The 24,173-nt window shown below is 49.1% G+C and carries 20 protein-coding genes; 10 read left to right on the top strand and 10 right to left on the bottom strand.

Translation table 11 applies throughout. From position 1 onward, the window contains the following. Positions 1–17 precede the first annotated feature (17 nt). The 7 genes from C6W44_RS07540 to C6W44_RS07515 form a co-directional block, all read right to left on the bottom strand. Positions 18–2,039 (bottom strand): hypothetical protein, encoded by a 2,022-nt coding sequence (locus C6W44_RS07540; RefSeq protein ID WP_105244878.1) that lies wholly within the window; start codon positions 2,037–2,039, stop codon positions 18–20. Between the two features lie 267 nt (positions 2,040–2,306). Continuing rightward, complete coding sequence (locus tag C6W44_RS07535; protein ID WP_105244877.1) at positions 2,307–2,963, bottom strand: DUF1449 domain-containing protein; 657 nt, start codon at positions 2,961–2,963, stop codon at positions 2,307–2,309. Positions 2,964–3,070: 107 nt separating this feature from the next. Then, positions 3,071–4,066 (bottom strand): TolB family protein, encoded by a 996-nt coding sequence (locus C6W44_RS07530; protein WP_105244876.1) that lies wholly within the window; start codon positions 4,064–4,066, stop codon positions 3,071–3,073. A gap of 155 nt (positions 4,067–4,221) precedes the next feature. Continuing rightward, the gene (locus C6W44_RS07525; RefSeq protein ID WP_105244875.1) at positions 4,222–4,710 is read right to left on the bottom strand and encodes an META domain-containing protein; all 489 of its coding nucleotides are present in this window, start codon (positions 4,708–4,710) and stop codon (positions 4,222–4,224) included. A gap of 420 nt (positions 4,711–5,130) precedes the next feature. Continuing rightward, the gene (locus tag C6W44_RS13650; protein ID WP_264755612.1) at positions 5,131–5,262 is read right to left on the bottom strand and encodes a hypothetical protein; all 132 of its coding nucleotides are present in this window, start codon (positions 5,260–5,262) and stop codon (positions 5,131–5,133) included. Positions 5,263–5,432: 170 nt separating this feature from the next. After that, positions 5,433–6,533, bottom strand: coding sequence for a lipase secretion chaperone (locus C6W44_RS07520; protein ID WP_105244874.1), 1,101 nt, complete (start codon positions 6,531–6,533; stop codon positions 5,433–5,435). 59 nt (positions 6,534–6,592) lie between these two features. Next, entirely contained in the window at positions 6,593–7,669 is a 1,077-nt protein-coding gene (locus tag C6W44_RS07515; protein WP_105244873.1) for an esterase/lipase family protein, read from the bottom strand. Between the two features lie 299 nt (positions 7,670–7,968). On the opposite strand from C6W44_RS07515, the gene map reads away from it, so the two are divergent. Then, positions 7,969–8,760 (top strand): type I methionyl aminopeptidase, encoded by a 792-nt coding sequence (gene map, locus C6W44_RS07510; RefSeq protein ID WP_410524051.1) that lies wholly within the window; start codon positions 7,969–7,971, stop codon positions 8,758–8,760. Between the two features lie 96 nt (positions 8,761–8,856). Beyond that, complete coding sequence (gene glnD, locus C6W44_RS07505) at positions 8,857–11,613, top strand: [protein-PII] uridylyltransferase (protein ID WP_105244871.1); 2,757 nt, start codon at positions 8,857–8,859, stop codon at positions 11,611–11,613. Between the two features lie 99 nt (positions 11,614–11,712). On the opposite strand, the gene C6W44_RS07500 is transcribed toward glnD, so the two are convergent. Beyond that, positions 11,713–12,381 (bottom strand): hypothetical protein, encoded by a 669-nt coding sequence (locus C6W44_RS07500; RefSeq protein ID WP_105244870.1) that lies wholly within the window; start codon positions 12,379–12,381, stop codon positions 11,713–11,715. A gap of 189 nt (positions 12,382–12,570) precedes the next feature. Here C6W44_RS07500 and dapC point away from each other — a divergent pair, with 189 nt between their 5' ends. The 6 genes from dapC (at position 12,571) to C6W44_RS07470 (ending at position 20,385) form a co-directional block, all read left to right on the top strand. After that, entirely contained in the window at positions 12,571–13,791 is a 1,221-nt protein-coding gene (gene dapC, locus C6W44_RS07495; RefSeq protein ID WP_105244869.1) for a succinyldiaminopimelate transaminase, read from the top strand. A 172-nt stretch (positions 13,792–13,963) separates the two neighbouring features. Continuing rightward, positions 13,964–15,928 (top strand): DUF294 nucleotidyltransferase-like domain-containing protein, encoded by a 1,965-nt coding sequence (locus C6W44_RS07490; RefSeq protein ID WP_105244868.1) that lies wholly within the window; start codon positions 13,964–13,966, stop codon positions 15,926–15,928. 27 nt (positions 15,929–15,955) lie between these two features. After that, the gene (locus tag C6W44_RS07485) at positions 15,956–16,561 is read left to right on the top strand and encodes a 3'-5' exonuclease (RefSeq protein WP_105244867.1); all 606 of its coding nucleotides are present in this window, start codon (positions 15,956–15,958) and stop codon (positions 16,559–16,561) included. A 97-nt stretch (positions 16,562–16,658) separates the two neighbouring features. After that, positions 16,659–18,680: a D-alanyl-D-alanine carboxypeptidase/D-alanyl-D-alanine-endopeptidase gene (locus tag C6W44_RS07480; protein ID WP_105244866.1), complete on the top strand. Its 2,022-nt coding sequence runs from the start codon at positions 16,659–16,661 to the stop codon at positions 18,678–18,680. Between the two features lie 358 nt (positions 18,681–19,038). Beyond that, positions 19,039–19,554 carry an ABZJ_00895 family protein gene (locus C6W44_RS07475; protein WP_105244865.1) on the top strand — a complete coding sequence of 172 codons (516 nt, stop codon included), beginning with the start codon at positions 19,039–19,041 and terminating at the stop codon, positions 19,552–19,554. Between the two features lie 297 nt (positions 19,555–19,851). Beyond that, complete coding sequence (locus C6W44_RS07470; protein WP_105244864.1) at positions 19,852–20,385, top strand: DUF421 domain-containing protein; 534 nt, start codon at positions 19,852–19,854, stop codon at positions 20,383–20,385. A 47-nt stretch (positions 20,386–20,432) separates the two neighbouring features. On the opposite strand, the gene C6W44_RS07465 is transcribed toward C6W44_RS07470, so the two are convergent. Further along, entirely contained in the window at positions 20,433–20,879 is a 447-nt protein-coding gene (locus tag C6W44_RS07465) for a DUF2147 domain-containing protein (protein ID WP_105244863.1), read from the bottom strand. A 214-nt stretch (positions 20,880–21,093) separates the two neighbouring features. On the opposite strand from C6W44_RS07465, the gene rlmH reads away from it, so the two are divergent. Then, positions 21,094–21,582 carry a 23S rRNA (pseudouridine(1915)-N(3))-methyltransferase RlmH gene (gene rlmH, locus C6W44_RS07460; RefSeq protein ID WP_105244862.1) on the top strand — a complete coding sequence of 163 codons (489 nt, stop codon included), beginning with the start codon at positions 21,094–21,096 and terminating at the stop codon, positions 21,580–21,582. Between the two features lie 83 nt (positions 21,583–21,665). Continuing rightward, positions 21,666–22,556: a DODA-type extradiol aromatic ring-opening family dioxygenase gene (locus C6W44_RS07455; protein ID WP_105244861.1), complete on the top strand. Its 891-nt coding sequence runs from the start codon at positions 21,666–21,668 to the stop codon at positions 22,554–22,556. A gap of 48 nt (positions 22,557–22,604) precedes the next feature. Here C6W44_RS07455 and C6W44_RS07450 read toward each other — a convergent pair whose 3' ends face one another. Then, positions 22,605–24,098: an amidase gene (locus C6W44_RS07450; protein WP_105244860.1), complete on the bottom strand. Its 1,494-nt coding sequence runs from the start codon at positions 24,096–24,098 to the stop codon at positions 22,605–22,607. Positions 24,099–24,173 lie beyond the last annotated feature (75 nt).

The raw sequence follows: 24,173 nt of genomic DNA, 5'->3' as shown, positions 1-24,173 counted from the left end.
TTTGACTATCAAACATACTAATCATTATATTGAGTCGGCGCGTTATCTGACTTATTGGCTTTATTCATTGCCTGATTGGCCAGCACACCATTGAGGATACCGCTTAGGGTATCTGACTTACCAGCAAGGCCATCGATGGCTTTGCCAATAGAGAGTGATTTGGCAAAGTTGTCAAAGAAGTGGGCTTCACCGCCGACGATATCGATTTTGGCTTTTTGGAGTGCCACTGCCAATACGTCAGCATTTTCTTTGGCAATCTCTTTACCAGCATCGATAGAAGCCATCGCTTCTTGCAAGGCAGTCTCAAGCCCCATACGGAACTCCTCGTGCTCACGAGCCTCTTTGCTCATGCTGCCCATGGCATTGAACTTCTCAACCAGACCATCTGCTTCGGCTTGGAAGTGCGCACGCGTGACTTCGGCTTTGGCCAGACCGACGTCGCGTTCAGCCTTGGCATCCGACTCACCGCGAGCGGCAACGACTTGCGCATTAGCCATGCCGACATCGCGCTCGGCTTTGGCGTTTGACTCACCGCGAGCGGCGATTACCTCGGCATCAGCCAGACCTTTTTCGCGCTCAGATTGCGCTTCGGCCTGCCCTGTTGCTTTGATGATATTGGCTTTGGCGATGCCTTCTTTTTCTAGCGATATAGCCTTGGCTTCTTGGATCGCCGCTTCGGCAAAACCATGCGCCGACTCTTCGGCCTTGATTCCTTCAGCCAGCTTAACTTTGGCCTCAGCATCTCTGGCTGCCGCCTCTAAATTGGCGTTGGCAAGGGTGGTAATCTCCACCGCCTTATGCTTCGCTGACAGCTCTTCAGCTTCGGCTTTTTTGACTTGACGCACTTTGAGCTCTTCTGCATCTGCCTCAGCGGCAAGGACGCGCGTTTGCTTGTCACGCTCCGCCTCACTGACTTCGCGGACTTCTTTGATGCGCTCTTCTTCTTGCGCCACGGTCTTATCGACTGCGATACGCTCACGGATGACGTTGGCGATTTCTTTTTTCTCAAGCTCGATGGCACGCTCAGCTTCGATGCGCTGCAAGTCAACTTCACGCTCACGCGAGACGATCTCTAAATCCTGCGCTCGCGTCACTTTTTCTTGCTCGATGATGACGGCGCGCATACGGTTTTGCTCTGCAACCTCGATTTCGCGCTGCTGGTTTTCGCGCTGAATCGCCAGATCCTGCTCGACGATGATGATAGCGGTTTCTGATTTTTTACGCTCTTCTTCTTCAATCTTGCGCGTCTCGGCTGTTTCACGAGCGATGACTGACGCAATTTCGCGTTTTTGTTTGGCTTCGGCATCTGCTTGCTGACGCTCCAGCTCCAGCATCGCCTCGACGGTTTCGACGTTTTTCTTCTTCACCGCCAGCTCTTCGTCACGCTCAAGCTCATTGGTGATGACGTTTTGCATCGCGGTCAGCTGGGTGATTTTTTTGATGCCTTCAGAGTCCAAGATATTACTGGCATCCAGCGACACTTTTGGCGTTTGCTCCAGATAGTCAATCGCCACGTCTTCTAACACATAGCCATTGAGATCATTACCGATTTCTTGCACGATGCTGTCACGAAACTCGCTACGGTTTTCGAAGAGTTTGACAAAGTCGATTTGTTTGCCGACCGTCTTTAGTGCTTCAGAAAATTTGGCATTAAACAGCTCATTGACCGCCACTTTATCAGAGGCGCGCTCCACCCCGACCGATTTGGCGACTTTGAGCACATCTTCTTCGGTTTCGTTGACTCGTAAATAAAACGCCACCGTAATATCGGCACGCATATTATCAGCGCAGATTAGCCCTTCTTTGCCGCGGCGATCGACCTCTAAGGTGATAAGCGAGATACGCATCAGCTCTTTTTTGTTGATGACCGGCCAGACAAAGCCACCATCAAAACGCACCGCGATTTTGTTCACGCCGTTGATAATCAGTGCTTTGCCCTGCTCTACCTTAAAATAAAAGGCCTTGAGCATCAAAAGTGCGACCATCATAAAAACAAACGCCAGCACCACAACCACGCCGACGATGATAAGTATGTCCATATTTATTCCTCTAATAAAACGCAAGTGTAAAACTATATAATGTAAAGCTATATATCGTCTCTTTCATAAAATTTGACTGCGGTATCGCCACAGCGGCGGGTATTTATTGGTGGGTATTGATTGACGGATAGTTAGCAGTTGGTCTCACTGCCATACTCTTTAGTCTAATAAACGCAAAGCCTAATGAACACACAGCCTAATCAAGACAAAGCCTAATCAAGACAAAGCTCAGTGCTTATCGCCTGTCATCGATACAATATATCGCCGTTACTCGTCTTCGGCCGCCGTCACATAGTAGGCATTGGCGTCTGCGATATACTCAACCAATATGACCTTATCGCCTTGCTTCAATAGATTGTCAGCGCTCTGTGAGCGCACCTTGAGAATCAGTCCTGCACCGCCATCAGCCAGCTCAGCCTCGCCATGCTTGTCGGTCACGCTTAGCGTCCGCACGATGGCAACTTTACCGATGTTGCTTGCGGCGCTGCGTTTGGGAATGTTGGCGATGTTCTTGCGGATGGGCGAGATGATAAGACCAGTTAGCCACATCGATACCACCAAGACAAACACCAACGCCCCGGTACCAAACACATAATAAAGCGCACCTGAATGAAAGTATTGATGCAAAAAGCTGGTGTACAGATAGCTAAGCAGCCAGCCGATAAGGCTAATAAGGGTTAAGATAATAATAAGCGGCACGCCATAAAGACCAAATTTGAGCATAAGACCGGTAAAAAAGCCCGTCGATGACAGATCGGAGATATCTGCCTCACCGCCAGCGTCGCCAAGCTCGACCGTATCCATGTCGGCCATGCCAAGTAACGATACCAGCCAATACAAGGTGACAAACATCACCAAACCCGTAAAGATCACTGTCGGATAAAGACTTATCTTAGTGATAAATACCGCAAAAGACTCCTGCATCAAACGCACACTCCTTATCCTGCAACCAAACAGGCTGTTGCAACCGACTTATGTTTCGTTATTACCGATTATACCTATTTATCAGGCTCAATATACAACTTTTGTCGTCAACGCCCCCAAACTGGCGAGCGTATCACCCCGCCATCTTGGCTGCTGATGGTATAGCTTGGATGACCAGACAGTGAGTGAATCACCACATGACTGCGCTGCGAGCCGTCTACATCTGGCGCATACGCTGGATAAACGGCGTACGTACCCGAAGGCGACAGACGCGCTGGCTCATCGAGCCCCGTATCTGCCAAATTGAGCACGTGCCCAGTCGCCAGCGTCATCACCGCAGCCTTGCGACCATTGAGATACGCCAGATGCCGTCCATCCATGCTCAGCTGCGGACTGGCAGCATAGCCAGCGGTGGTGATAGGCACGGCCGTCTGGGTGGCAAAGTAATAACGATACAGACGAGGACTGTCTGCACGTACTTTGTCACTGACATAGACAAAGCTCTGAGCATCAGGCGCATAGCTTGGCTGCACTTCGGTACTGGGCAACGTCGTCAGCTGGCGGGTGTCGCCATCACTGAGGCGCTTTTTATAAACATCTGCATTGCCAGCGACCGTTGAGCTATATAGCAGATGATGGCCATCTGGTGAAAACGAGGCAGACAGATTGCTCCCTTGCGCATTGACCACTAGGTTATTCGTATCGCGGTTACGGTCATGGATATAGATATTTGGGTGCTGGTTTGGCACTTGTTTGCTATAGGCGAGCTGTTGACCATCAGCTGACCACGCTGGCGCATAGATATAGCCATTGATTTGATCAATGCGCTGACGATCACTGCCATCAGGACGGATACTATAAAGTGTCGATACTTTGGCGCTTCCTACCCCTTGCTCTTCTACGTAAGCAATGTGTCCTTGACGATCAATGGCAGGCATAGCAGCAGTTAACGGGTTACTATCCACTACTATATTGTTCGGCTTTTTGATTTCAGTGCTAGGCAATGTCTGACAGCCAGTGAGAGCTGCCAGTATAGCGATCGTCGTAGCCCCTTTTATCATGATGTTATTCGTGGTTGGTTTCGACATAATGGTTTTAGACATAAAGTAGTATCCAGTGAAATCTATAAGGCATAACAGCAGCTTTACGCTAGTGTAGCGCAAAGTTCGACAAACTTCGGATAAAAAAGGCCCCACATATGAGTGAGGCCTTATCAAATCTAAACAGAATGTTTATATTGCTCTTATACATCGTTAGCTTATTTAGACACAGCTTTAAAGTAAGCCACTTGATTGTCATTTTTGATGGTTAAGATTGGCACTTTTTTGGCGTTTTTGCTGAGGCTATACTTGCCTTGTACTGTGGCGACTGCTGCTGTATCGAAGCTGGCTTGCGGTTCAGGACAGGCCATCATTGTACTGATGCCATTTTTGATCTGCACATCACCATTGACGACACTGTAACCTGCGCTCATGTTGTTGCAGGTATTCATAAATGCGACGTAGTTTCTACCGTTATCATTCATAAAGCTCAAAGTGAGCGGCTTGGCTGGATCAAAAAATAGTGCAGTTACTCGCTCACCATTCATACGTTTGGCATCAACCAGCTGCCAGTTGTGCGCTTGGAGCGCCGTTTCGGTCACTGGCTGACTGACTGGCGCTGGGAGAGTCGCCGTCGTTTGACAACCAGCAGTAAGCGCACCTGCAACAAAGGTGGCACCCATTATCATTTTTGTCATATTTTTCATACTTATTCCTTCTATTGAATTCAACAAGTTTATCGCGTCTTAAGCTTGCGCTTAGGGCAACTGCTAAAGACCCAATCAAAATTTTTTTATTGCTATGAATGATCTTGAGCAGTCGCGATATAGTGTCTCACCCAGCGCTTGCTGTCATTATTAATTGAGTTATTACTTGGCAGATATTTGTTGCCCGATACAATCGCGACAATGTTGGCAATTGAGGGTAAGCTCCAGTCATCCAACTCATCAACTCACCAAAAGCGCGATAACTTTTGATGGTTTTGGCTGGTGATATTTCTCTCAAACCAAAACACTCCACTAAATAGTGAGGTGTTTTTATCGTGCAACTATCGCATCTGATAACTGATATCACTTATCAAAACGGTAGATACAACGTCAGTCTTGATAAGCGTATGTACCACTATTTTAGATCACATCTGTACCAATAATGTTTGGCTCTTCAGTAGCGGGCGCTGTCATACTTGACATCGACTGGCAACCGACCAGTACGGTGACCATGACAATGCCTGTCATCAATGCTTTGGTTAAGTTTTTCATATAAGCTAGAATAATTTTAATAAACGGTTGGTTTTAGCAAAGTATCACTATCGTTGTATTAAAGCCACAGCCATTGGATCGTACTTTTCCCAATCACCATCGCTGATTCACACTTTTCGCATACCTGTCCCTTACATTACGGTAAGCTATTTAATGTTAATAAAATACATCTATTGAGTCTTTGTTTTTTGCAGCGCAGCATAGCCAGACAGACGCTTGCGCTCAGCGTCATCAAACAGTTGCTGCTCAAGCTGCTCGATCTGACTTTGCGCCTCTACTGGATTGGCACTTTGACTCAATAGCTGCGCCTTTTGCGTTTCATACTGAGTAAAGCGCTGGTCAAAATTGGCATCCTCTTGATCGACTTGCGCCAGTCTCTCGGCCGCTGGTGCGCCCACTAACTCTCGGCGCATATTGTATAGCGCTTCAGGACTGGCACCTGCCGCTTTCATCCGCTCAGTACGAGCCATAAGCTCATTAAGATTGGCTTGCTGCAGGATATTGGTTTTGATCGCACCATCTGGTAGACGGCTCACATAATCTTGTCTGGCAGTCTGTTTTTTTGCCTCACTCATTTGCTCGTTTTGGTTGATTCTGACCATCTCCATACTATAGTCATCGTAGTTATCTTCTGCACCAAAGAAGGCTTCGATGGTTGTTTTGTCAAAATACTGCTGACGTAAACTCGCCACCTCTTGCCTTTGCTGAGCAATGGCATTCAAATCCAGCTCACCGCTTTTGCTCGCTTGTAATTGCAGATTGCCATAGCGTTTTTCTATATCAGGCAGTGCTTTGAGATACGCCACATAGTTACCAAAGATAGCGACCGCTTGGCTGGCAGCAGGCTCTGGCGTGTGGTGGCGAATATAACGCTCAACACGCGCAAAAATGACGGCTTCATCCTCCTCTCCTATTGCTGATAAAAAATAATCGAATAAACGCCGTAAGCCTTCCGTGACGACCAACTGCTTGTTTTCATCGATGATGATTTCGCCGTCCACTTGCGTGCCTCTTAATGAGCGCGGCAAACGCTCTAACCCAGTGACAAATAAAGCATCGCTTTGAGCAAATGGTGCCTCAGCTTGAGTATTGCTTTGTGCTGTGGACAGTGTACTCTCAGACTTATCAGTGGGTGAAGCAGATAGCGACTGCTGAGTCGCCATCGGTTTATTATCTGGTTTAAACCACACAATCACCGCCGCCGCGATGACTATGATGACCACAGCGATTATAACAATCGGTAGATAAGCGGGGCGGCGATGTTTTGACATAGATACGAGTTCTTAGGTAATCATTAAATAGATCGTCATTAAATAGATGGTCATTGGGGTTAGAGATTGGCGTTTTTTAGGCGATTGACCTGAGTACGATAAATGGACTTGGGCTTAGACTCGCCCCATGCGGTCAAACCCAGCACCTGATCGGCTGAATCCAAATGGTTCATGATGTAGTTGTCACGAATCACATACCCGAGTCGGCTTGAGCAGGCAGAGACCAGACCATCATTGGCGTCAGATAAAAACGGTACGCTTGTTGCTGCAAGCAGATAATCACTAGGGTCAAGGGCTCTCACGACTTGTCCTACCCCACTAAATGAGTAATATTTGATACCGTTTGCAGAGGTACTGGTTGGCTGACCACAGTAACTTGTTGGCATTGCTGCGGGGAATTTGGCATTGAATTTGGCCGCACCATCGGTTGATAGCGCCATGAGTGATTGCCAGCCATCTTGCGCTTGTATCTCTTTAAAACTGATGCCTGATCCCACATCTGTAAAGCCGCCAATCAAATTAAACACCCCTGATACCAGCTGTGTCGTGACGTTTGATGGCTCACCTGTGTCATTGTTTGGTTCAAGGACGTTTTTGACAAAATCGGCTGTTTTTGAGCCCTGCTCTGGGCTTGATACGGCGGTGACCGAGGCGACGTATTTTGGTGCAACGCCAGCGACATAGCGGATGTCTATACCGCCTTGACTGTGCCCAAACAAATTGACTTTTGGATCGCCTGAAATGGCAGTGATGGTTTTGACTTGCTGTAATAGCTGCTCGCCGCGGACTTCACTATTATTCACCGCTGATGTTTTGGTGGTGTACACCTCTGATCCACCTTTCATCAGCTCACTAGGAATCCCGTTGAAATAATCTAAGACCCCAAACATCTTGGTAAAACCGCCAAGCCCATGAGCCATGACCACTGGATACTGAGTCTTGGTATAATTGGAGGTAAAGTATTTGCTATCGACTAGCGTGCAGCCATTGGCGTTGGCACAATTATAGTACTGCCCTGCCGCTTGCGCTGAAGTGGTTTGCATGGTCATTAATAAAACGCCAGTACTGATAGAGCCCAGTATTGGTAAAAAAGTGCGCGGCGTGAGCGCAGCACGAACGTACGAGGAGAGCGTCATAACAACATCCTTGTCATCATTAATGGTGAGTGCCTTTACCTCATAACGTCGGCAAAGACTGCTGCTAATCCCTTTAGCATGCAAAATTACATTACTTCTATCTTTTACAAGATTCAACTAAATTGTCAAAATATGAATATATTATCGTGACTGGAGGGTCATAACGGCTCAAATGGGGCTGTAAAGCAACTATTGTCAATAATAATGATAGATTTAATATTACTTATCATAAAACTGCCATCGGTCCATTTATGGTATAATCTCTCCACATTAACCTCATAATTATAAGACACACAATGATGACTAAAAAATCCCTTATCCAGTCCCCAGAGGCCATAGAAAAAATGCGTGTGGCCGGCAAACTTGCCAGCGACGTCCTTGTCATGCTCGATGAGCATGTCAAAGTTGGCGTCAGTACCGAAGCCCTCAACCAAATCGCTCATGACTATATAGTCAATGTGCAAAAAGCCATTCCTGCTCCGCTGAATTACAACGGTTTTCCAAAATCGATTTGTACATCCGTCAACCACGTGGTCTGTCACGGCATCCCAACCGAAAGCAAGCTACTCAAAGATGGCGATATCATCAACATCGATGTGACCGTGATCAAAGACGGCTACTATGGCGATACTTCAAAGATGTGGATCGTCGGTAACGGCTCTATCATGGCGCAGCGTATCTGTAAAGTCGCACAAGACGCGCTATATGCGGGTATGAGTGTCGTCAAAAACGGCGCGCGTCTTGGTGATATTGGTGCAGCGATTCAAGAAGTGGTCGAGCCTGAGCGTTTTAGTATCGTCCGTGAGTTTTGTGGTCATGGCATCAGTGATGAATTCCATCACGAGCCACAAGTGATGCACTACGGCAAAAAAGGCACAGGCTTTGAGCTAAAAACGGGCATGACCTTTACCATTGAGCCGATGATCAACCAAGGCACATGGCAGACCAAGATTTTACCTGATGAATGGACGGCGATTACCAAAGACCGTAAGCTGTCGGCTCAGTGGGAGCATACGATGGTCGTGACCGACAATGGCTGTGAAGTGTTTACCACGCGCCCTGAAGAAGACCTGAGCTTTTTGACCCAGTAAGACAAGAAAAGATCGCCTAGGCGGTCTTTTTTTTGGACTATAATTGCGATACTTTTGGTATCAACAATTTTTTTACCCTATTAATTGGATATCCTCATGTTTAATTGCGATGTCGCCTCTATCGATTTGACACCCTTACCCCTATTTTCCAAGCAATCAGTGACTACCGACGCGCTGCCAGCAAGTACCAGCGCCGATAGCACCTCAGAGCCTGCTTTGTTGGGTATTCCTGAATGGCTGAGCCAAATCAATGAGGATATCAGCCGTGCCCTTGAGCGCGGTGTCAATATTCGTCAGCTGGTTGGCGCGCGTAGCGAGGCGATTGATGAGCTGCTGATTGCTTTGTTTTATTGGTTTGAGCTGGATAAGACGGATTTGGCCCTGTTTGCGACAGGTGGCTATGGACGCGGTGAGCTGTCGCTTTATTCAGATATTGATATCCTGCTGTTATCTCCTGACGAAATCGGCGCTGATGCCAGTGGTAAGATTGATAAATTGGTCGCATTGCTGTGGGATATCGGGCTGGAGCCTGCGCTATCTGTGCGTAGCGTCAACGATGCGTTAGAAGCTGCACTTGACCATACGATAGCCAGTGCCCAGCTCGAAGCTCGATTGTTAATCGGCAACGAAGCACTGCGAGATATGCCCATCCAAATCGTTAACAAGCAGTGGTCTCCTCGTGCCTTTTTTGATGTAAAAATGGAAGAGTCTAAGGCCCGTTATCTACAACATAATGCAACTGAGTATAATCTGGAACCCAATATCAAAACGGCGCCTGGGGGATTACGTGACATTCATATCATCGGCTGGGTGACCAAACGCTATTTTCGTGTAGGCAAGCTCTATGACTTGGTGCAACAAAACTTTTTGACAGAAAAAGAGTTCGATGAGCTCAGCTTTGCAGAAGGCTATCTATGGCAGATAAGGCATTATCTGCATGTGCTGACCGGACGTAACGAAAACAAGCTGTTGTTTGATTATCAGCGCGAGATTGCTCAATTAATGGGTTACGAGACCCAGCCAGATGATCAGCCAAATGCGGCTGTTGAACGCTTTATGCGCGATTACTACCGCTGCGCCATGCAAATATCGACACTCTCTGAGATGTTGACCAACCACTATTATGAAACCATTATCGAGCCGCAACTGCCCGATGATGAGCGCCCCAAAAAGCAGCCGATCAATGCAAGATTCAACCGTGTTGGCGATCATATTGCTATAGCGCATCATCGGGTGTTTGCTCAGCATCCTGAATCTATTTTAGAGATGTTCTTATTAATGGGTCAGCACGGTATCGACAAGGTTCGTACCCATACGCTACGGGCGCTAAAAATTGCAGCACGCGGCATCGATCAAATCTATAGGGACAACCCCGTTCACAAAGCTTTATTTTTATCTAATCTAAAAGAGCAAAACTATCTGTTCCATCGTTTGCGCACCATGAATCGCTATGGGGTCTTGGGAAATTACATTCCAGCCTTTGCCCAAGTCACCGGACTGATGCAGTATGATCTATTTCACCGCTATACGGTCGATGCCCATACGTTGTTTTTGATTCGTATTTTGCACCGCTTTACCGATCCGCGGTTTTTTGAGGACTTTCCTTTGGTCAGTGCGATCTTTCAGCGTATTGAGCGCAAAGAGATATTGGTACTGGCAGCGATGTTTCATGATATCGCCAAGGGCCGCGGCGGCGACCATAGCCTGCTGGGTGAGACAGAAGCGATTGAGTTTTGTCTGTCACATGGTATGAGCAAAGCCGACGCGCATCTGGTCGGCTGGCTGACCCGTCACCATTTACTGATGTCGATGACCGCCCAAAAAAAGGACATCTCAGACCCAGAGGTGGTCACAGTGTTTGCGGGTTTGGTCGGCAATGTCACCCACCTCAATCACTTATACGTCCTGACTGTCGCCGACATGAACGCCACCAATCCGCAGCTCTGGAACAGCTGGCGGGCGACCCTGATGAAACAGCTCTACTCGCAGACACGCCGTATCCTACGCGCCGATATCGACGCCCCGACCAACCGCCAAGATATGATCAGCGCCACGCGTAAACAAGCGCTAAAGATGCTCGACAATGTCGACAATCAGCATATGAACCGCGAGGAAGTGTTACGTCTGTGGGACGATCTGGGCGATGAGTACTTTTTGCGCGAGATACCAGAGGATATCTTTTGGCACACCGAAGCCATCCTAAACCATCCGCCCATCGGTCTGGCATCTAATGCCGATAGCCCGCCACTGGTGGTATTGCGTGAGCATCGTGAGCTGGCGCTTGATGCCGTTCAGGTCTTTGTCTACACCCAAGATCAGATGAATCTGTTTGCTGTAACCATGGCCGTCTTTGATCAGATGAACCTAGATGTGCTCGATGCGCGCATCATCACCGCCACTCGCGACTTTGCCTTGGACTCCTATGTGCTGCTCGATCCGAGTGGTACGTTACTGGTCGATGAAGACAGCCAGCAAGAGCTCAAGCAGCGACTGATTGACGCCTTCAAAGCCCCTGCCTTACCAAAGCTGGTGCATAAACGCATCCCTAGGCAGCTGCGCCATTTTGAGGTAAAAACGGAGATTAGCTTTGAGTTTAATGACGCCTCAGATCAGCATATCATGAGCCTAGAGACTTTAGATCAGCCGGGGCTGCTGGCGCGCGTTGGACAAGTGTTTTTGCAAGAAAAAATAGAAGTGCACGCTGCTCGTATTACCACGTTAGGCGAGCGCGCAGAAGATATGTTTTATATCAGTGATCAAAACGATGAGCCGCTGTCCGCTGATAGGCTAAGCGCCTTAAAAGCTGCGCTGCTTGCCAGCCTGACAGCTCCAAAAGACACGAGTAGAGGATAAAGTGGCCAGCCTAAAACCATCGTAAACCCCGCTACTGTTACGTAAAAACAAGCCCCATCATTGATAATACATTGATGGGGCTTATCGCTATAGCGTCACTTATAAGGTGCTTTTATATACCATCTCACGAGCATGCTCTTTTAGCTCATCATCGGCCAGTTCTAGTGGCAAAACCTCCGCCTCCACTTGCGTCTGCGTCAATATCAAGCGCCCCGCATCGACTTCTTTTTGTAGCAAGCATTGTAAGCTGGCTAAATGAAAGCGCCCATCTAACGCCTCATACAGCTGCTCTAACGAAATAGGCGACTTGGCATGCACATCAGGGTACAAACAGTCTTCTGCCAGTATTGCCATCTCGTTGAGCGCCTGCTCGCGGAGCAGCTCATCATTATCGATTTTTTGTTGCAGCTTGTTGGCGAGTCGCCCCTTACTCATCAAGATGACGACAAATATCGCCGTCTGAATGACAAACAACCCCACATACTGCCAGAGCGGTAGCGAGAGGTCTAAAAATCGGCTCAGCAGCATTAGCGTCATAGCCACCAGCACATAGCTGACCAGCTGCCACATCAGCCACATCATCAGGCTGTTTTCGCCATACCAAAACATCTGTCGCTCTTTTAGGTTAATCAAATTCTGACGCGTCTGCCACCAGCACTGCTCGCGCTCTTGTAGCAGCTCGTATAATTTGACACGCGTTACACTATTATCAACGTCATTGTTGATATCTTTAGCGTGAAGTTGGTCATTATTTAGGACACTAGACATATCAAATTACCCTTACTATCAGCCAACATATCGCGCCGACCGCTGTTTTTTATTATGAAAAGTTATCAATAAATGCGTCTTTATAGACAAGAGAAGCAAAAGACAAAAAATATAAGAAGTGCTACACTGCTCAAATGTAATTTTTTTTTATAACTTTATTATTAATTGTCTATTATAGTTACCCTACCTATGAATCACAACTTAACACACCTGCATCCGTATCCTTTTGCCAAGATGGCTGCTTTGTTGGCCGATAGCACACCAGACCCCCGTTACAGTGCGATAAAGCTAGGCATCGGTGAGCCAAAACATCAGCCACCGAGCTTCGTCTTGGACGCATTACACGAAAACTTGGACAAAATAAGCCTTTATCCGACCACCAATGGTCTGTTTGAGCTTCGTCAGACCATCGCGCATTGGTTGGAGGGGCGGTTCTTTTTGCATCATGTCGATCCTCGCACCCAAGTGCTCCCTGTGATGGGCACGCGTGAAGCGATTTTTAGCATTGTACAAGCGGTCATCGATCATCAGTGTGATGACGCACAACCGGCAACTGGCGCACCCCCGACTGTCATCATGCCCAATCCGTTTTATCAGATCTATGAGGGTGCGGCGATATTGGCGCAGGCGACGCCGTACTTTGTGCCTTGTACTGCGGATAATGATTTTAAGGGTAACTATCGGGCAGTGCCAACAGATGTGTGGGCGCGCACGCAGCTACTTTTTGTCTGTAGCCCCAACAACCCGACAGGCTCGGTGATGACGATGGAAGATTGGGAATATCTGCTGCGCTTATCAGATCAGTATGGGTTTATCATTGCCAGCGACGAGTGCTATAGCGAGCTGTATTTTGATACAGCACCGATAGGCCTGCTACAAGCGTGCGCCGCGCTCGGTCGACATGACTTTAAAAACGGTATCATCTTTCATTCGTTATCCAAGCGCTCCAACCTACCGGGCTTACGCTCAGGGTTTGTCGCTGGCGACGCTGAGATTTTGCAGGCCTATTTGCAATATCGCACCTATCAAGGCTGTGCGATGCCAATACCGCATCAGCTGGCCTCTATCGCCGCGTGGCAAGACGAAAAACACGTGGCGCACAACCGCGCGCTGTATCAAGAAAAATTTGCGCTATGGATGGCAGAGCTTGGCGATGTATTATCGCTACGTATGCCTGAGGCTGGCTTTTACTTTTGGGTCAAAGTCCCTGAGCAGTTCGATGGTGATGATGAAGTCTTTGTCAAAGCGCTGTATGAGCAGGCCAATATCCATGCCTTAGCAGGGCGCTATCTGTCGCGTGAGGTCGCTGGGCACAACCCCGGGCAAGGGTATGTGCGTATCGCGCTGGTGGCCAGTGTAGAAGAAAGCCGCGAAGCCATCCGCCGTATTCGGGCGTTGCTTGAGGTGTAAAACCGGCAAGCAGCCCCATTTTCCTTAGCCTGAGTGATACACAGAGCGGCTGTTTTTATAGCCATCAACACCCTTTAATAACCATGATAGGATGCTGGTTATTAAAGGTTTTTTGGTTAAATAGTGCTATAGTAAAATAGACTGTCGCAACGATGCCATCAAGGATGATGCCATGCCCAATCTTGATTTTACCCAGCCGCCTTTTGATGTGCTGAGCTTGGCTGAGCGCCAAAGCATCAGAAAACACACCAAAATCCGCTACCTTGCCAAAGGCGAAAGCCTGTCTGCAGACGAGATGTCATACTTATATGTGGTCATCAAAGGCCAGATTGAGCAGTTATTGGCAGGTCATTTTGTCGCGGCCTACTTGGGTAGCAATCACTCAGATGAGCCCAATAACAACGACTGGTTTGACAGCCGCCGCTTGCCTGAGTCTTCTAATGCGCCGCAGCTATCAGCCGCCTCAGATGCGCAGCTGACGGACGAAGACAGACAGCGTTATCAGTTTCGCGCCACCGAGGACACGTTACTGCTACAAGTTAAGGGTGCAGCGGTCGATAAAATCAGCGCACAAAATCATCTGGTGCGGCAAATGCTCTCTGACAAACTGCCTGAGCGGCTAAAAGCCCTGCAGCAGCGCCGCAATCGTAAATCTGCTGTCCATGCCGCCTACGATGACCAGCAAGAAGTACAGCAGATCATGCTGCAGCCGGTCATCGCTGTTCGTTTACTGCCTGTACATATCGTCGATGCTGATACCAGCCTACATGAAGCGGCGCGCACGATGACGGATGCTGGATTAAAGCACGTACTGGTGCGAGCACCTGCGCATCGACTAGCCATAGCAAACGCGCAACATGGCATCGATGAGACATTGGGCATCTTGACCGATACCGATATTTGCCGCGCGGTCAGTGAGCAGAGAGATCCTACCACCACGCCATGCCAGCGTTATACTAACTTTAACCTACGTACCATCAAGGCGAGCGATGAGATCGGTGATGCGCTGCTGACTATGACGCGCTACCGTATTCATCGCTTGCCGGTCATCGATCACCATGGTGCGGTAGCAGGTGTGCTTGGTCAAAGCGACATGCTCGCGCACATCAGCCACCACTCGCAGCTCATCAGTATTCAAATCGAGCAAGCCCAAGATTTTAGCAGTTTGGACACGGCCGTCGAGAGGATAGGACGCTATATCCGCGCCCAGCACCAAAACGGGGTAAAAATCGGTAACATCAGCCGCATGGTACAGACCTTAAACGCTCAGGTATTTACCAAGCTGTGGCAGCTGCTCGTTCCTGATGAGGTGATGAGCCACACCTGTCTTATCGTCATGGGCTCCGAGGGTCGCGGCGAGCAAATCATGCGCACCGACCAAGACAATGCACTGATCATCCGTGATGGCTATACTCATCCGGATCTACCGCAGTTTGCTGCGCGCTTTAATGAGCGGCTGGCGCAACTTGGCTATCCGCTGTGCGACGGCAATATCATGATGACCAACCCGATGTGGCGACAACCATTACAACAGTTTAATGCCCAAATCAGCTCATGGTTTAAAAACACCGATCCCATGCACGCCATCTACTTGTCTGCCATTCTCGATGGCGAATACGTCTGCGGTGATGAGACGCTCTTGCAGCACGTTCGTCAGCACCTCAAGGCCGCGCATAGACGCTCAGACCCTATGTTTGTGCGCCAGTTTGCGCGGGCAGCGCTACAGTTTGGCGATGTCCATCAATGGTGGCAAAAGTTTGTGCCATTATTAGCAGGTAAAAGCGCCTCGCAAGATATCGATCTAAAAAAAGCAGGGATTTTTCCGTTAGTACATGGTATTCGCGCCCTCGCTCTAGAAAACGACATCTTGGCCGTCCCTAGCAGTAAAAACCGCCTAAAAGCCTTGGTCGAGGTGGGCGCACTGACCCAAGAGCGGGCTGACACGCTGTTAGAAGCGCTGGAGTTTTTTATGGCGCAGCGACTCTCTGTGGCGCTCTCGACCGATGACAAACATGCACGGCAGGTCAACCCCATGACGCTGACCGCGCTTGAGCGTGATTTATTAAAAGAATGTTTGGCTGTTGTCAAAAGCTTTAAAAACCAGCTGCGGCAGCATTATCAATTAGAGATCGCCTAGAGCGGCGCAAAGCAGCAAAGAGAGAATATGAGCTGGCTGACCCAACTATCATGCAAATGGCAAAAAATGCAGCTGCAGCGGCCTGAGCTGGCGGCGATGTTTGATCAACCTGCCACTGAGCGGTGGGTGGCGCTCGACTGTGAGATGACGGGGCTAAACCCCAAAAAGCACCACCTACTATCGGTGGCCGCGATTCATATCGATGGCTCTAGCATCGATACGGGCAATGGCATCCATCTGGTCTGTCGCCCGCCCGTCATGCCTGACCGCGACACCATCGTAATCCATGGTCTACGTACCGCTGATGTCGAGCATGGTATGAGCTATGATGAGATGCTGGCGCGGCTACTGCCCTTTATCGGCAACCGTCCGATTGTGGGGTTTTGTCCGCAGATCGATATGGGGTTTTTAAACCCATTGGTAAAAGACTACATGGGCACCACCTTGCCCAATAAAATCATCGATATTCGGCACTTATACAGTCGGCGTATGAGTGGTCAAACCCAAGGGCTCTCCAGCCAAGCGCAGCAGCTGACCAACATCTTAGCGCATTATCAGATTCCTGATTTGGGTGCTCATGACGCCTATAATGATGCCACCATGACCGCCATGGCGTTTTTGCATGTGCGCTAGACTGATACATGCCCTTGATAATCAACACGCCCCATCTACGCGACAAGCGGAACTCATGATACCATAGGCTATTTTTGCTACCTGATGAACGATACTCATGCAATCCACTTCTACCCCCCATTATCATGACAAGCCTTCTGCCTTTGATACGCCGCCGCACGCTGCGGTTGCGCCGTTACGACTGCATCGACTTGGCAGGCGCTTGGTCACGCACTTGGTCAGACAAGCATTATTGGCCACTGCGCTGACGGCACCGCTTGTTGCCCAAGCGGCGCTACCAGAGGCCATCCAAACCGCCTTGTCACGTGCAGATTTGAGCGCCGCCGACATCAGTATCATCATCACGCCAGTGGGCGACAAAAACGCCAGTCGCTTACCAGCGCCTATCAAAATCACCGACAGCCAGCATCCAGCAGAGCGCTCAAACAACGCTGCCAGTTATCAAAGCGCGCTTGTGACCATAGAAAAACAAACCATCCAAAAGCATGAGCGGCAGCTACACGCTTATACCGACGACCCTTCTACTTATCAAAGCTTAGAGAGCATTCCTACCCTACCGTCAGAGGCCAAGTGGCCAAACGCTAAAATGCAAACAAGCCAAGACAGTAGCACCGACGATAGTAGCGTCAATGACGGCGCGGATGTCGAGCAAAAAAGCACCGCACATACAACGACCAAGATAGTTTTTTCACCCTTACTGAGTCATCAAGCTCAGGTAGCGCGCACCCCTGCCAGCACCATGAAGCTGGTACCGAGCTTTATCGCGCTAGATACACTTGGGGCGGATTTTGTCTGGCATACCCGCGTCTATCATACTGGCGTGATCATCGGCGAGCGCCTGTATGGCGACTTGGTGCTACAAGGCAGCGGCGACCCAAAAATGACGCATGAGCGCCTACAGCAGCTGCTCTATCACGTGCAAGCCTCAGGTATTCGTCATATCGATGGTGATATCATCGTCGACAGCGCAGTGTTTGATAAGGTGGGCAAAGACCCTGCCGCCTTTGACAACGCACCGTTGCGTCCTTATAACGCAAGTCCTGATGGTTTTTTGGTCAATTTTAGTACCATCGGTATCAAAAGCTATCCGCTGGACACTGACCGCGCGCGACTCACCTACACACCGCAGCTGGCCGATTATCAATTGCCCACCACCATAACCACTCGCTCAGCGAGCTGTGGACAGGCGCGATATAGCCTTGCGCCAGTATGGCAAGCCAGCCAACTGGTGTTTCATCAAAACTTGCCAAATAGCTGTCAAGAGCACGCGTTTTATGTGGCTTATCCTGATGCCAAAGACTTTGCCGCGCGGGTCATTAAGGTCAAATGGCAAGCACTGGGCAATACCCTGACAGGCGATGTGCTCAGCCGCGAGACGCCCTATAATGCGTCATCTCATAAACAGCCAAAAACAGGTTTGCGTGCGCTACCGATGTCACCGCTGCCACAGGTCAGCTATCCGTCGTTAAACTTGGCTCAGCAAATCCACGACATCAACCATTTTTCAAACAACGTCATGACTGAGCAAGTGGCATTATCCATTGCCGCTTACGCCCCGCCATCTGATACTAAGACGACCGCGGCTGACACTGCTACACCCACTCAAACTGCCGTTAGCAAGCCAAAAGGACAAGAAAAAGCAGGAGGCAACAAGACGAGTCTCTATCAGTTTGGCAAACCTGCAACCACTAACTATCCGGTAGCCTTACAGACCATCAACCAGTGGTGGCAACACCATCTAGACACGCCTGCGCCATATCTGACCAACGGCTCAGGGTTGTGCCGTGACTGCACGATCACCGCGGCCAACCTAAACGAGCTGCTAATCTATGCCTACGATCACCCAAGTTTTGACGCTTATGTCAACTCGCTCGGCATCGCTGGTGTCAGTGGCACCATTAGCGCGCACAGTGACCGCTTGCCTGAGTCAGCCGCCATTGGCCGCGCTTGGATTAAGACAGGTACGCTCAATAACGTCACCTCTATGGCAGGCTATGTCAAAGGCCTATCGGGGCAAGACTATGTGGTCGTGGGTATCATCAATAGCGAGCAAGCGGTCAATGCTTATACGGCAAGACCCGTACTCGATGCGATGCTGGACTGGACCGCGCAGCACTAGGGTGTGTCTTCGTTTCAAAAATGGTGATAAAAATGGGATAAATTGCGGTCAAACATTGCGGTCAAACAAGGAAAATAGCGCCGTTAATATCGGGATATAAACCCGCTATTTGACGATGTTTGGCAAAATTTGGCCATTTTTAGCCCATTTAGATATAGTTAGCTGAATGTAAAACTGTTATGGATTTAAACGCGCTACTGATATAAATTTTACTTGCGTGCTGCGTTCCCAGAGGCTGCACAAAATTCATCCCAGTAGCGCTATGACATTTTTAGAGTGTATCGACTATAACTATCGAATGAATTGAAGACACACCCTAATACGGCGACTCTCTTTTTTATCTGAATAAGGCGCGCTTATGTCACGCAAAACCACCAATCTCAATAAACCCAGCCCCGCTACCGACCCTCACGGACTGGCCACAACACGCGCGGGCACTCAGCCTCAGCTGCCGCCATACATTGGATACTTTGCGATCGGTTATGTACTGGCCAGCGCTCTATTTATGCTGATTCAGACCAAACTGGCATTAAATGCACAGCTGGTCACCGTCCTATCCATCATCCTTGCAGCCTATATCGCAGTCAGCAAGTTTGTTAAACATCAGAAGCGCGCTCTTTACAAAGACGAAGTCAACCGCTTGATGCTGGGCGGTATCATGGTCGTCTGGCTATTGACGGGGCTGTATTTTTTAGCGTTATGGTTTTTGCTGTTTGACGATATCAGCCGTGAGGTTTTGCTGGCGATGGCCAAGCAGCAGCCATTACCCTTACTCTCTGCGCTAGTGATGATCGTAGTGCTGTCACTGGTCAGCGCGCGCATCAGCATCTGGGCATTTAACCGCCTACTCGATCCTGCGCCCAAAACCCTATAAGATGCTCTAAAACCCTAAACGACCCGACAGGATTCTGTTCACTTAAAACACGATGACATGCTGAGCCTACGCCGATAGATGCTATGCAAAATAAATACCCGTAAAATATGACGGCGTGGCACCTGCTATCCTGCCTGTCAATTTATTTAGGATTGACTATATGAGTGCCTTAAAAAACGCTGACTATACACGGTGCTACAAAGTTTTTTTCTATTGCTGAACAAAATCCGTTAGGCTAAGGTAAACGCCTACAGTGTTAAGCGACTTGCTTTGGTATTTTCAATAGGAGCTAGCTTTATGGACATGATTTTTTTTGACAATATAGACAAGCTTGGCCGTATCGTGTTGACGAGCGTCATGGTGTACGTCTTAATCGTACTGGTGACCAAAGTCTCAGGCAAACGCTCCACCTCGCAGCTCAACAACTTCGATTGGATCGTCACGGTGATGATCGGGTCTCTGGGTGCCAGCACCATCTTGCTCAAAGACGTTCCGTTTATCGAAGGGGTCTCCTCGATATTGGTGCTTTATCTGTTGCAGTTTTTGGTCACCAAATACGCCTCGGTATCACCGCAGTTTAGCAACTTTATTTTATCAGAGCCGCGTATCGTCTTTTATCAAGGCCAGTTTTTGCCAGATGCCATGCGGTCTGAGCGCCTGACCCGTCAAGAGATAGAATGTGCGATGCGCTCTCAAGGTATCAACAGCTTTGATGATGTCGAAGCGGTGGTCTTTGAGTCTGACGCCAAGCTGACCATTATCCCCAAACCTACAGATGACACGCACGGCAAAGAAAACAATATCTCGCAAACCATTAAGCCTTTGATGTGAGGGGTTTTGAAGTGACTGATTTTGAGATGACTAATGCAGTAAGCATTCTATTTGATGCGTTGCCACGTCTGTGAGCGGCCAAACAATGGCGTGCCGACATAACCGCGCAGATCAAGACTTTGACCATTGTCACTTAAGGTGATTTTTCCTGAATACACTTTGCCAGACTCAGGATCGACCAGCTTACCGTCGCTCCATTGGTTGTTGCCCTCTGCCTTGAGACCGGTCAAAATCTGCAAGCCTTCCACTGGCTGGTTTTTAAGATTACCAGGACATTTAGTACAGACGGCTTTGGCTTTTTCTTTATTAAGCACTTTAATAATTTTACCTGAAACCTTACCACCTCTTTCGTTTAGCTGAATGATGGCTTTTTTCTCCCCTGTCTTATCATCGATGGTTTGCCACTGTGTACCATCTAGTGAGGCTGCTTGCGCAGATAGGGGCAATAAGGCTCCTGCCATAAGGGTGAGCGTACTGGCTGTAATACGGTTCATAAACGACTCCTTTCGTTAAAAACGGTCTACCTGAATGTGTAGTCACATAAGTGAGAACTAAAAAACAAATAGAAAGAACAACTGTTTATCAAACGCTAGTAAAGCACAAAAAAATACGAGGTAAAAGGCTTGTTTGTTACAATATCTTAAGCGTAGAATTCTTTTGTTACATTCTGTTTTGTTATATTTTTTAATTATCGAAGTGGTACATCATATGAAGGTAAGAATCTTGACCGTGGGCACTAAGATGCCAAAATGGGTACAAACTGGTTTTGATGAGTACTTTAAACGTATTCAGCCCATGCTCAGTACTGAGATTGTCGAGATAGCGGCGGCAAAGCGGGCAAAGAACCCTTCTAAATCCAACCTCGCTCAGTACCGCGAGCAAGAAGGACAAGCCATATTGGCCGCTCACCAAGCATCCAGCCGCGAGCAGCTATGGGTATTAGAGGTCAAAGGTAAGATGCTCTCGACAGAAGGGCTGGCGGAAAAACTGGCAGACTCGATGCAGCAAGGCGATGATATCGCACTGGTCATTGGCGGCGCTGATGGCGTGTCGCCAGAAGTGTTGGCAAAGGCCGATGTCAAATGGTCACTATCGGCGCTGACACTGCCGCATCCACTGGTACGCGTGGTATTGATGGAGCAGCTCTACCGCGCCATGAGCATCAATCACAACCACCCCTATCACCGTGGCAACTAAATGCTCACAAGACAGATCAGGCTTTTGGTAAGATAACAGACAGGCAGGATTGAAATATCGCTGCAAGCCCTAATAAACGCTACATGACTCATCCAAAAAACACAGCACTTACTGCTATGGCGCCGAGCGCCGAGCAGCAACCATCAGGCAGCCACACGTCAGCGCCCATTAGTGCCGCTGATGCGTGGCCCGATACTTCTACCCTCTCTAAGCACGCAAAGCTGCCTGCGCTATTTGTCTCGCACGGCGCGCCAAGCCTAGCCACAGAGCAGTCAGCGACGACCAGTGCCTTGGCGCGTATCGGCCAAAACCTGCCTGTGCCGCGTGCCATCGTTATTATGTCGGCACATTGGCAATCAGCAAAGCTTGAGATCAGCAGCAATCCTCAGCCAAAGACTTGGCATGATTTTTCTGGGTTTGGCGCTGAGCTGTATGAGATACAATACCCTGCCGCAGGTCATCCGCTGCTTGCCGAGTCGCTTGCGCAGCAGCTCAGCGCGCGCGGTATTACCTGCAGACTAAACCCCATGCGCGCCTCTGATCATGGCGTCTGGGCGCCGCTCAAACATCTGTATCCAGAAGCCACTATTCCGATCGTACAGATTTCTTTGCCGCAGCATTATGACAGTCTCGCCTGCTATCAGTTAGGGGCGCAGCTGGCGCGTTTGCGTGATGAGCAGATACTGATCATCGGCTCAGGCAATATCACTCATAACTTGCAAGCCCTGCGCTGGCAGGCGGACAGCATCGATCAGAGCGCCAATAGTTTTAAAATATGGCTACTCAAGCAGCTCAAAACCGACATTCCAAGCGCTCTTGATTGGCAGCGTTATCCCAATTATAAAGACATCCATCCTAGTGATGAGCATCTGTTGCCGCTGTTTTTTGCTTTGGGTGCCGGCCAGCGCGTCTCAGTGATACATCAAAGCATGGCGCACCATAGCTTAGGTATGGATATTTATCGCTTCGACTAAGGTGTCTTAGCTGCTGCGTTTTGACGACGTTGTTTTGAATAGCTTGAGCTACTTCTCAAACGCTGACTTCGTAAACAGCCCTGCACGCTCCATCTCACCTGCGATACTAAACAACGTCGCCTCATCATTCATCCGTCCGATCAGCTGCATACCAATCGGCAAGCCTTTTTTGCTCATGCCTACCGGCAGTGACATCGCGGGCAAACCTGTGACATTAGCTAGTAAGGTAAAAGCCATCTTACTCAGCACAGGCTGGCTCAGCTTTTCTATCATGCCTGAGCTAAAGGCGTATTTCCCCATATCTATGCCTTTATTAAGCAGCTCTGCGCTACGCATCAGCATCTCATCCATACGGCTAGGCGGTAGTACGCCATGCTTGACCGCTGGTGTCGGTACGGTCGGACACAAAATCATATCGTACTCTTCTAGTAATAAGCCTGTCTGATATTGACTGTGATGCCAGCCGTGTTTGGCATGCGCCAAGTCTACCGCTGATAATGAACGACCCAAAAGCGCCATATTGTAGGTTTGTGGCTCTAGTTTTTTGATATGCTGCGACCCAAAATCACGCTCAATATTATCGATGGTAAATGCTGTATGGGCGCACACCACAACCATAAAATCATGCCAAAATTGCTCGATATTGATGTTAGGCTCGGCAGGCACCACGCGATGCCCCATGGTCTCTAACTGCTTGGCGGTTTGTTCAAGGACCGCCAGCACTTCCTTGTCCACCACCGTACCTGCGATCAGTGGCTGCTGATGTAGCGCAATGGTCAGCTGCCGCGGTGCGCGCATCGCAGCCTGCAAAAACGACCCCTCTGGCGGCGCAATGATAAAGGGCGCGCCAATCTCAGCGCCACTGGTGGCATCGAGCATCGCGGCACTATCGCGAACGGAGCGGGTAATCACATGATCGGCGACAGCGCCTTCCCAGCCTTCCCCAAATGTCGGGCCCATGGGGTTACGGCCACGGCTAGGCTTTAAGCCAAACGCGCCGCACCACGCCGCAGGAAAGCGTATCGAGCCGCCACCATCACCAGCGCCTGCCATCGGTACAATACCGCTTGCCACCGCCGCTGCACTACCGCCTGAGGAGCCACCAGCACTGTAGCTTTTTTTAAAGGGATTATGCGTTGCGCCATGCGCCTTGGGCTCGGTGGTGATGATCAACCCAAACTCAGGGGTATTGGTCTTGCCAAAGGTATTGACGCCAGTGGCTTTCATACGCTTGACGATTTCGCTGTCGTCTTTTGAGACAATATTGACACTACGGCTGCCCATCGTGACAGGCTCTCCCTCAAAGCTAAACGACAAATCTTTGAGCAAGTAAGGCACGCCTGTAAACGCGCCTGCCGGTAGGCCTTGCGCTGCTGCGTGATAGGCACGCTCATCAAAACGATGAATGATGGCATTTAGCTTAGGGTTGAGCTTATTGGCTTGATAGACAGCCGCATCCAGCAGCTCTCTGGCGCTGACCTCTCCGGCATTGACCAATGCCGCTAGCGCTATCGCATCATACTGGGTGTATTCTTTAAACATAACCGAGCTTCCTTGTTCTTAAGTTATTTATCACTTTTAGTATATCGGTTTCATCGCTTCAATAGTAACCACCTT

The sequence above is a fragment of the Psychrobacter sp. Marseille-P5312 genome, assembly GCF_900291405.1.
GTDB classification, from domain to species: domain Bacteria; phylum Pseudomonadota; class Gammaproteobacteria; order Pseudomonadales; family Moraxellaceae; genus Psychrobacter; species Psychrobacter celer.
Note: the sequence above shows the minus strand (reverse complement) of the source record. Positions and strands in the feature narration are given on the sequence as shown.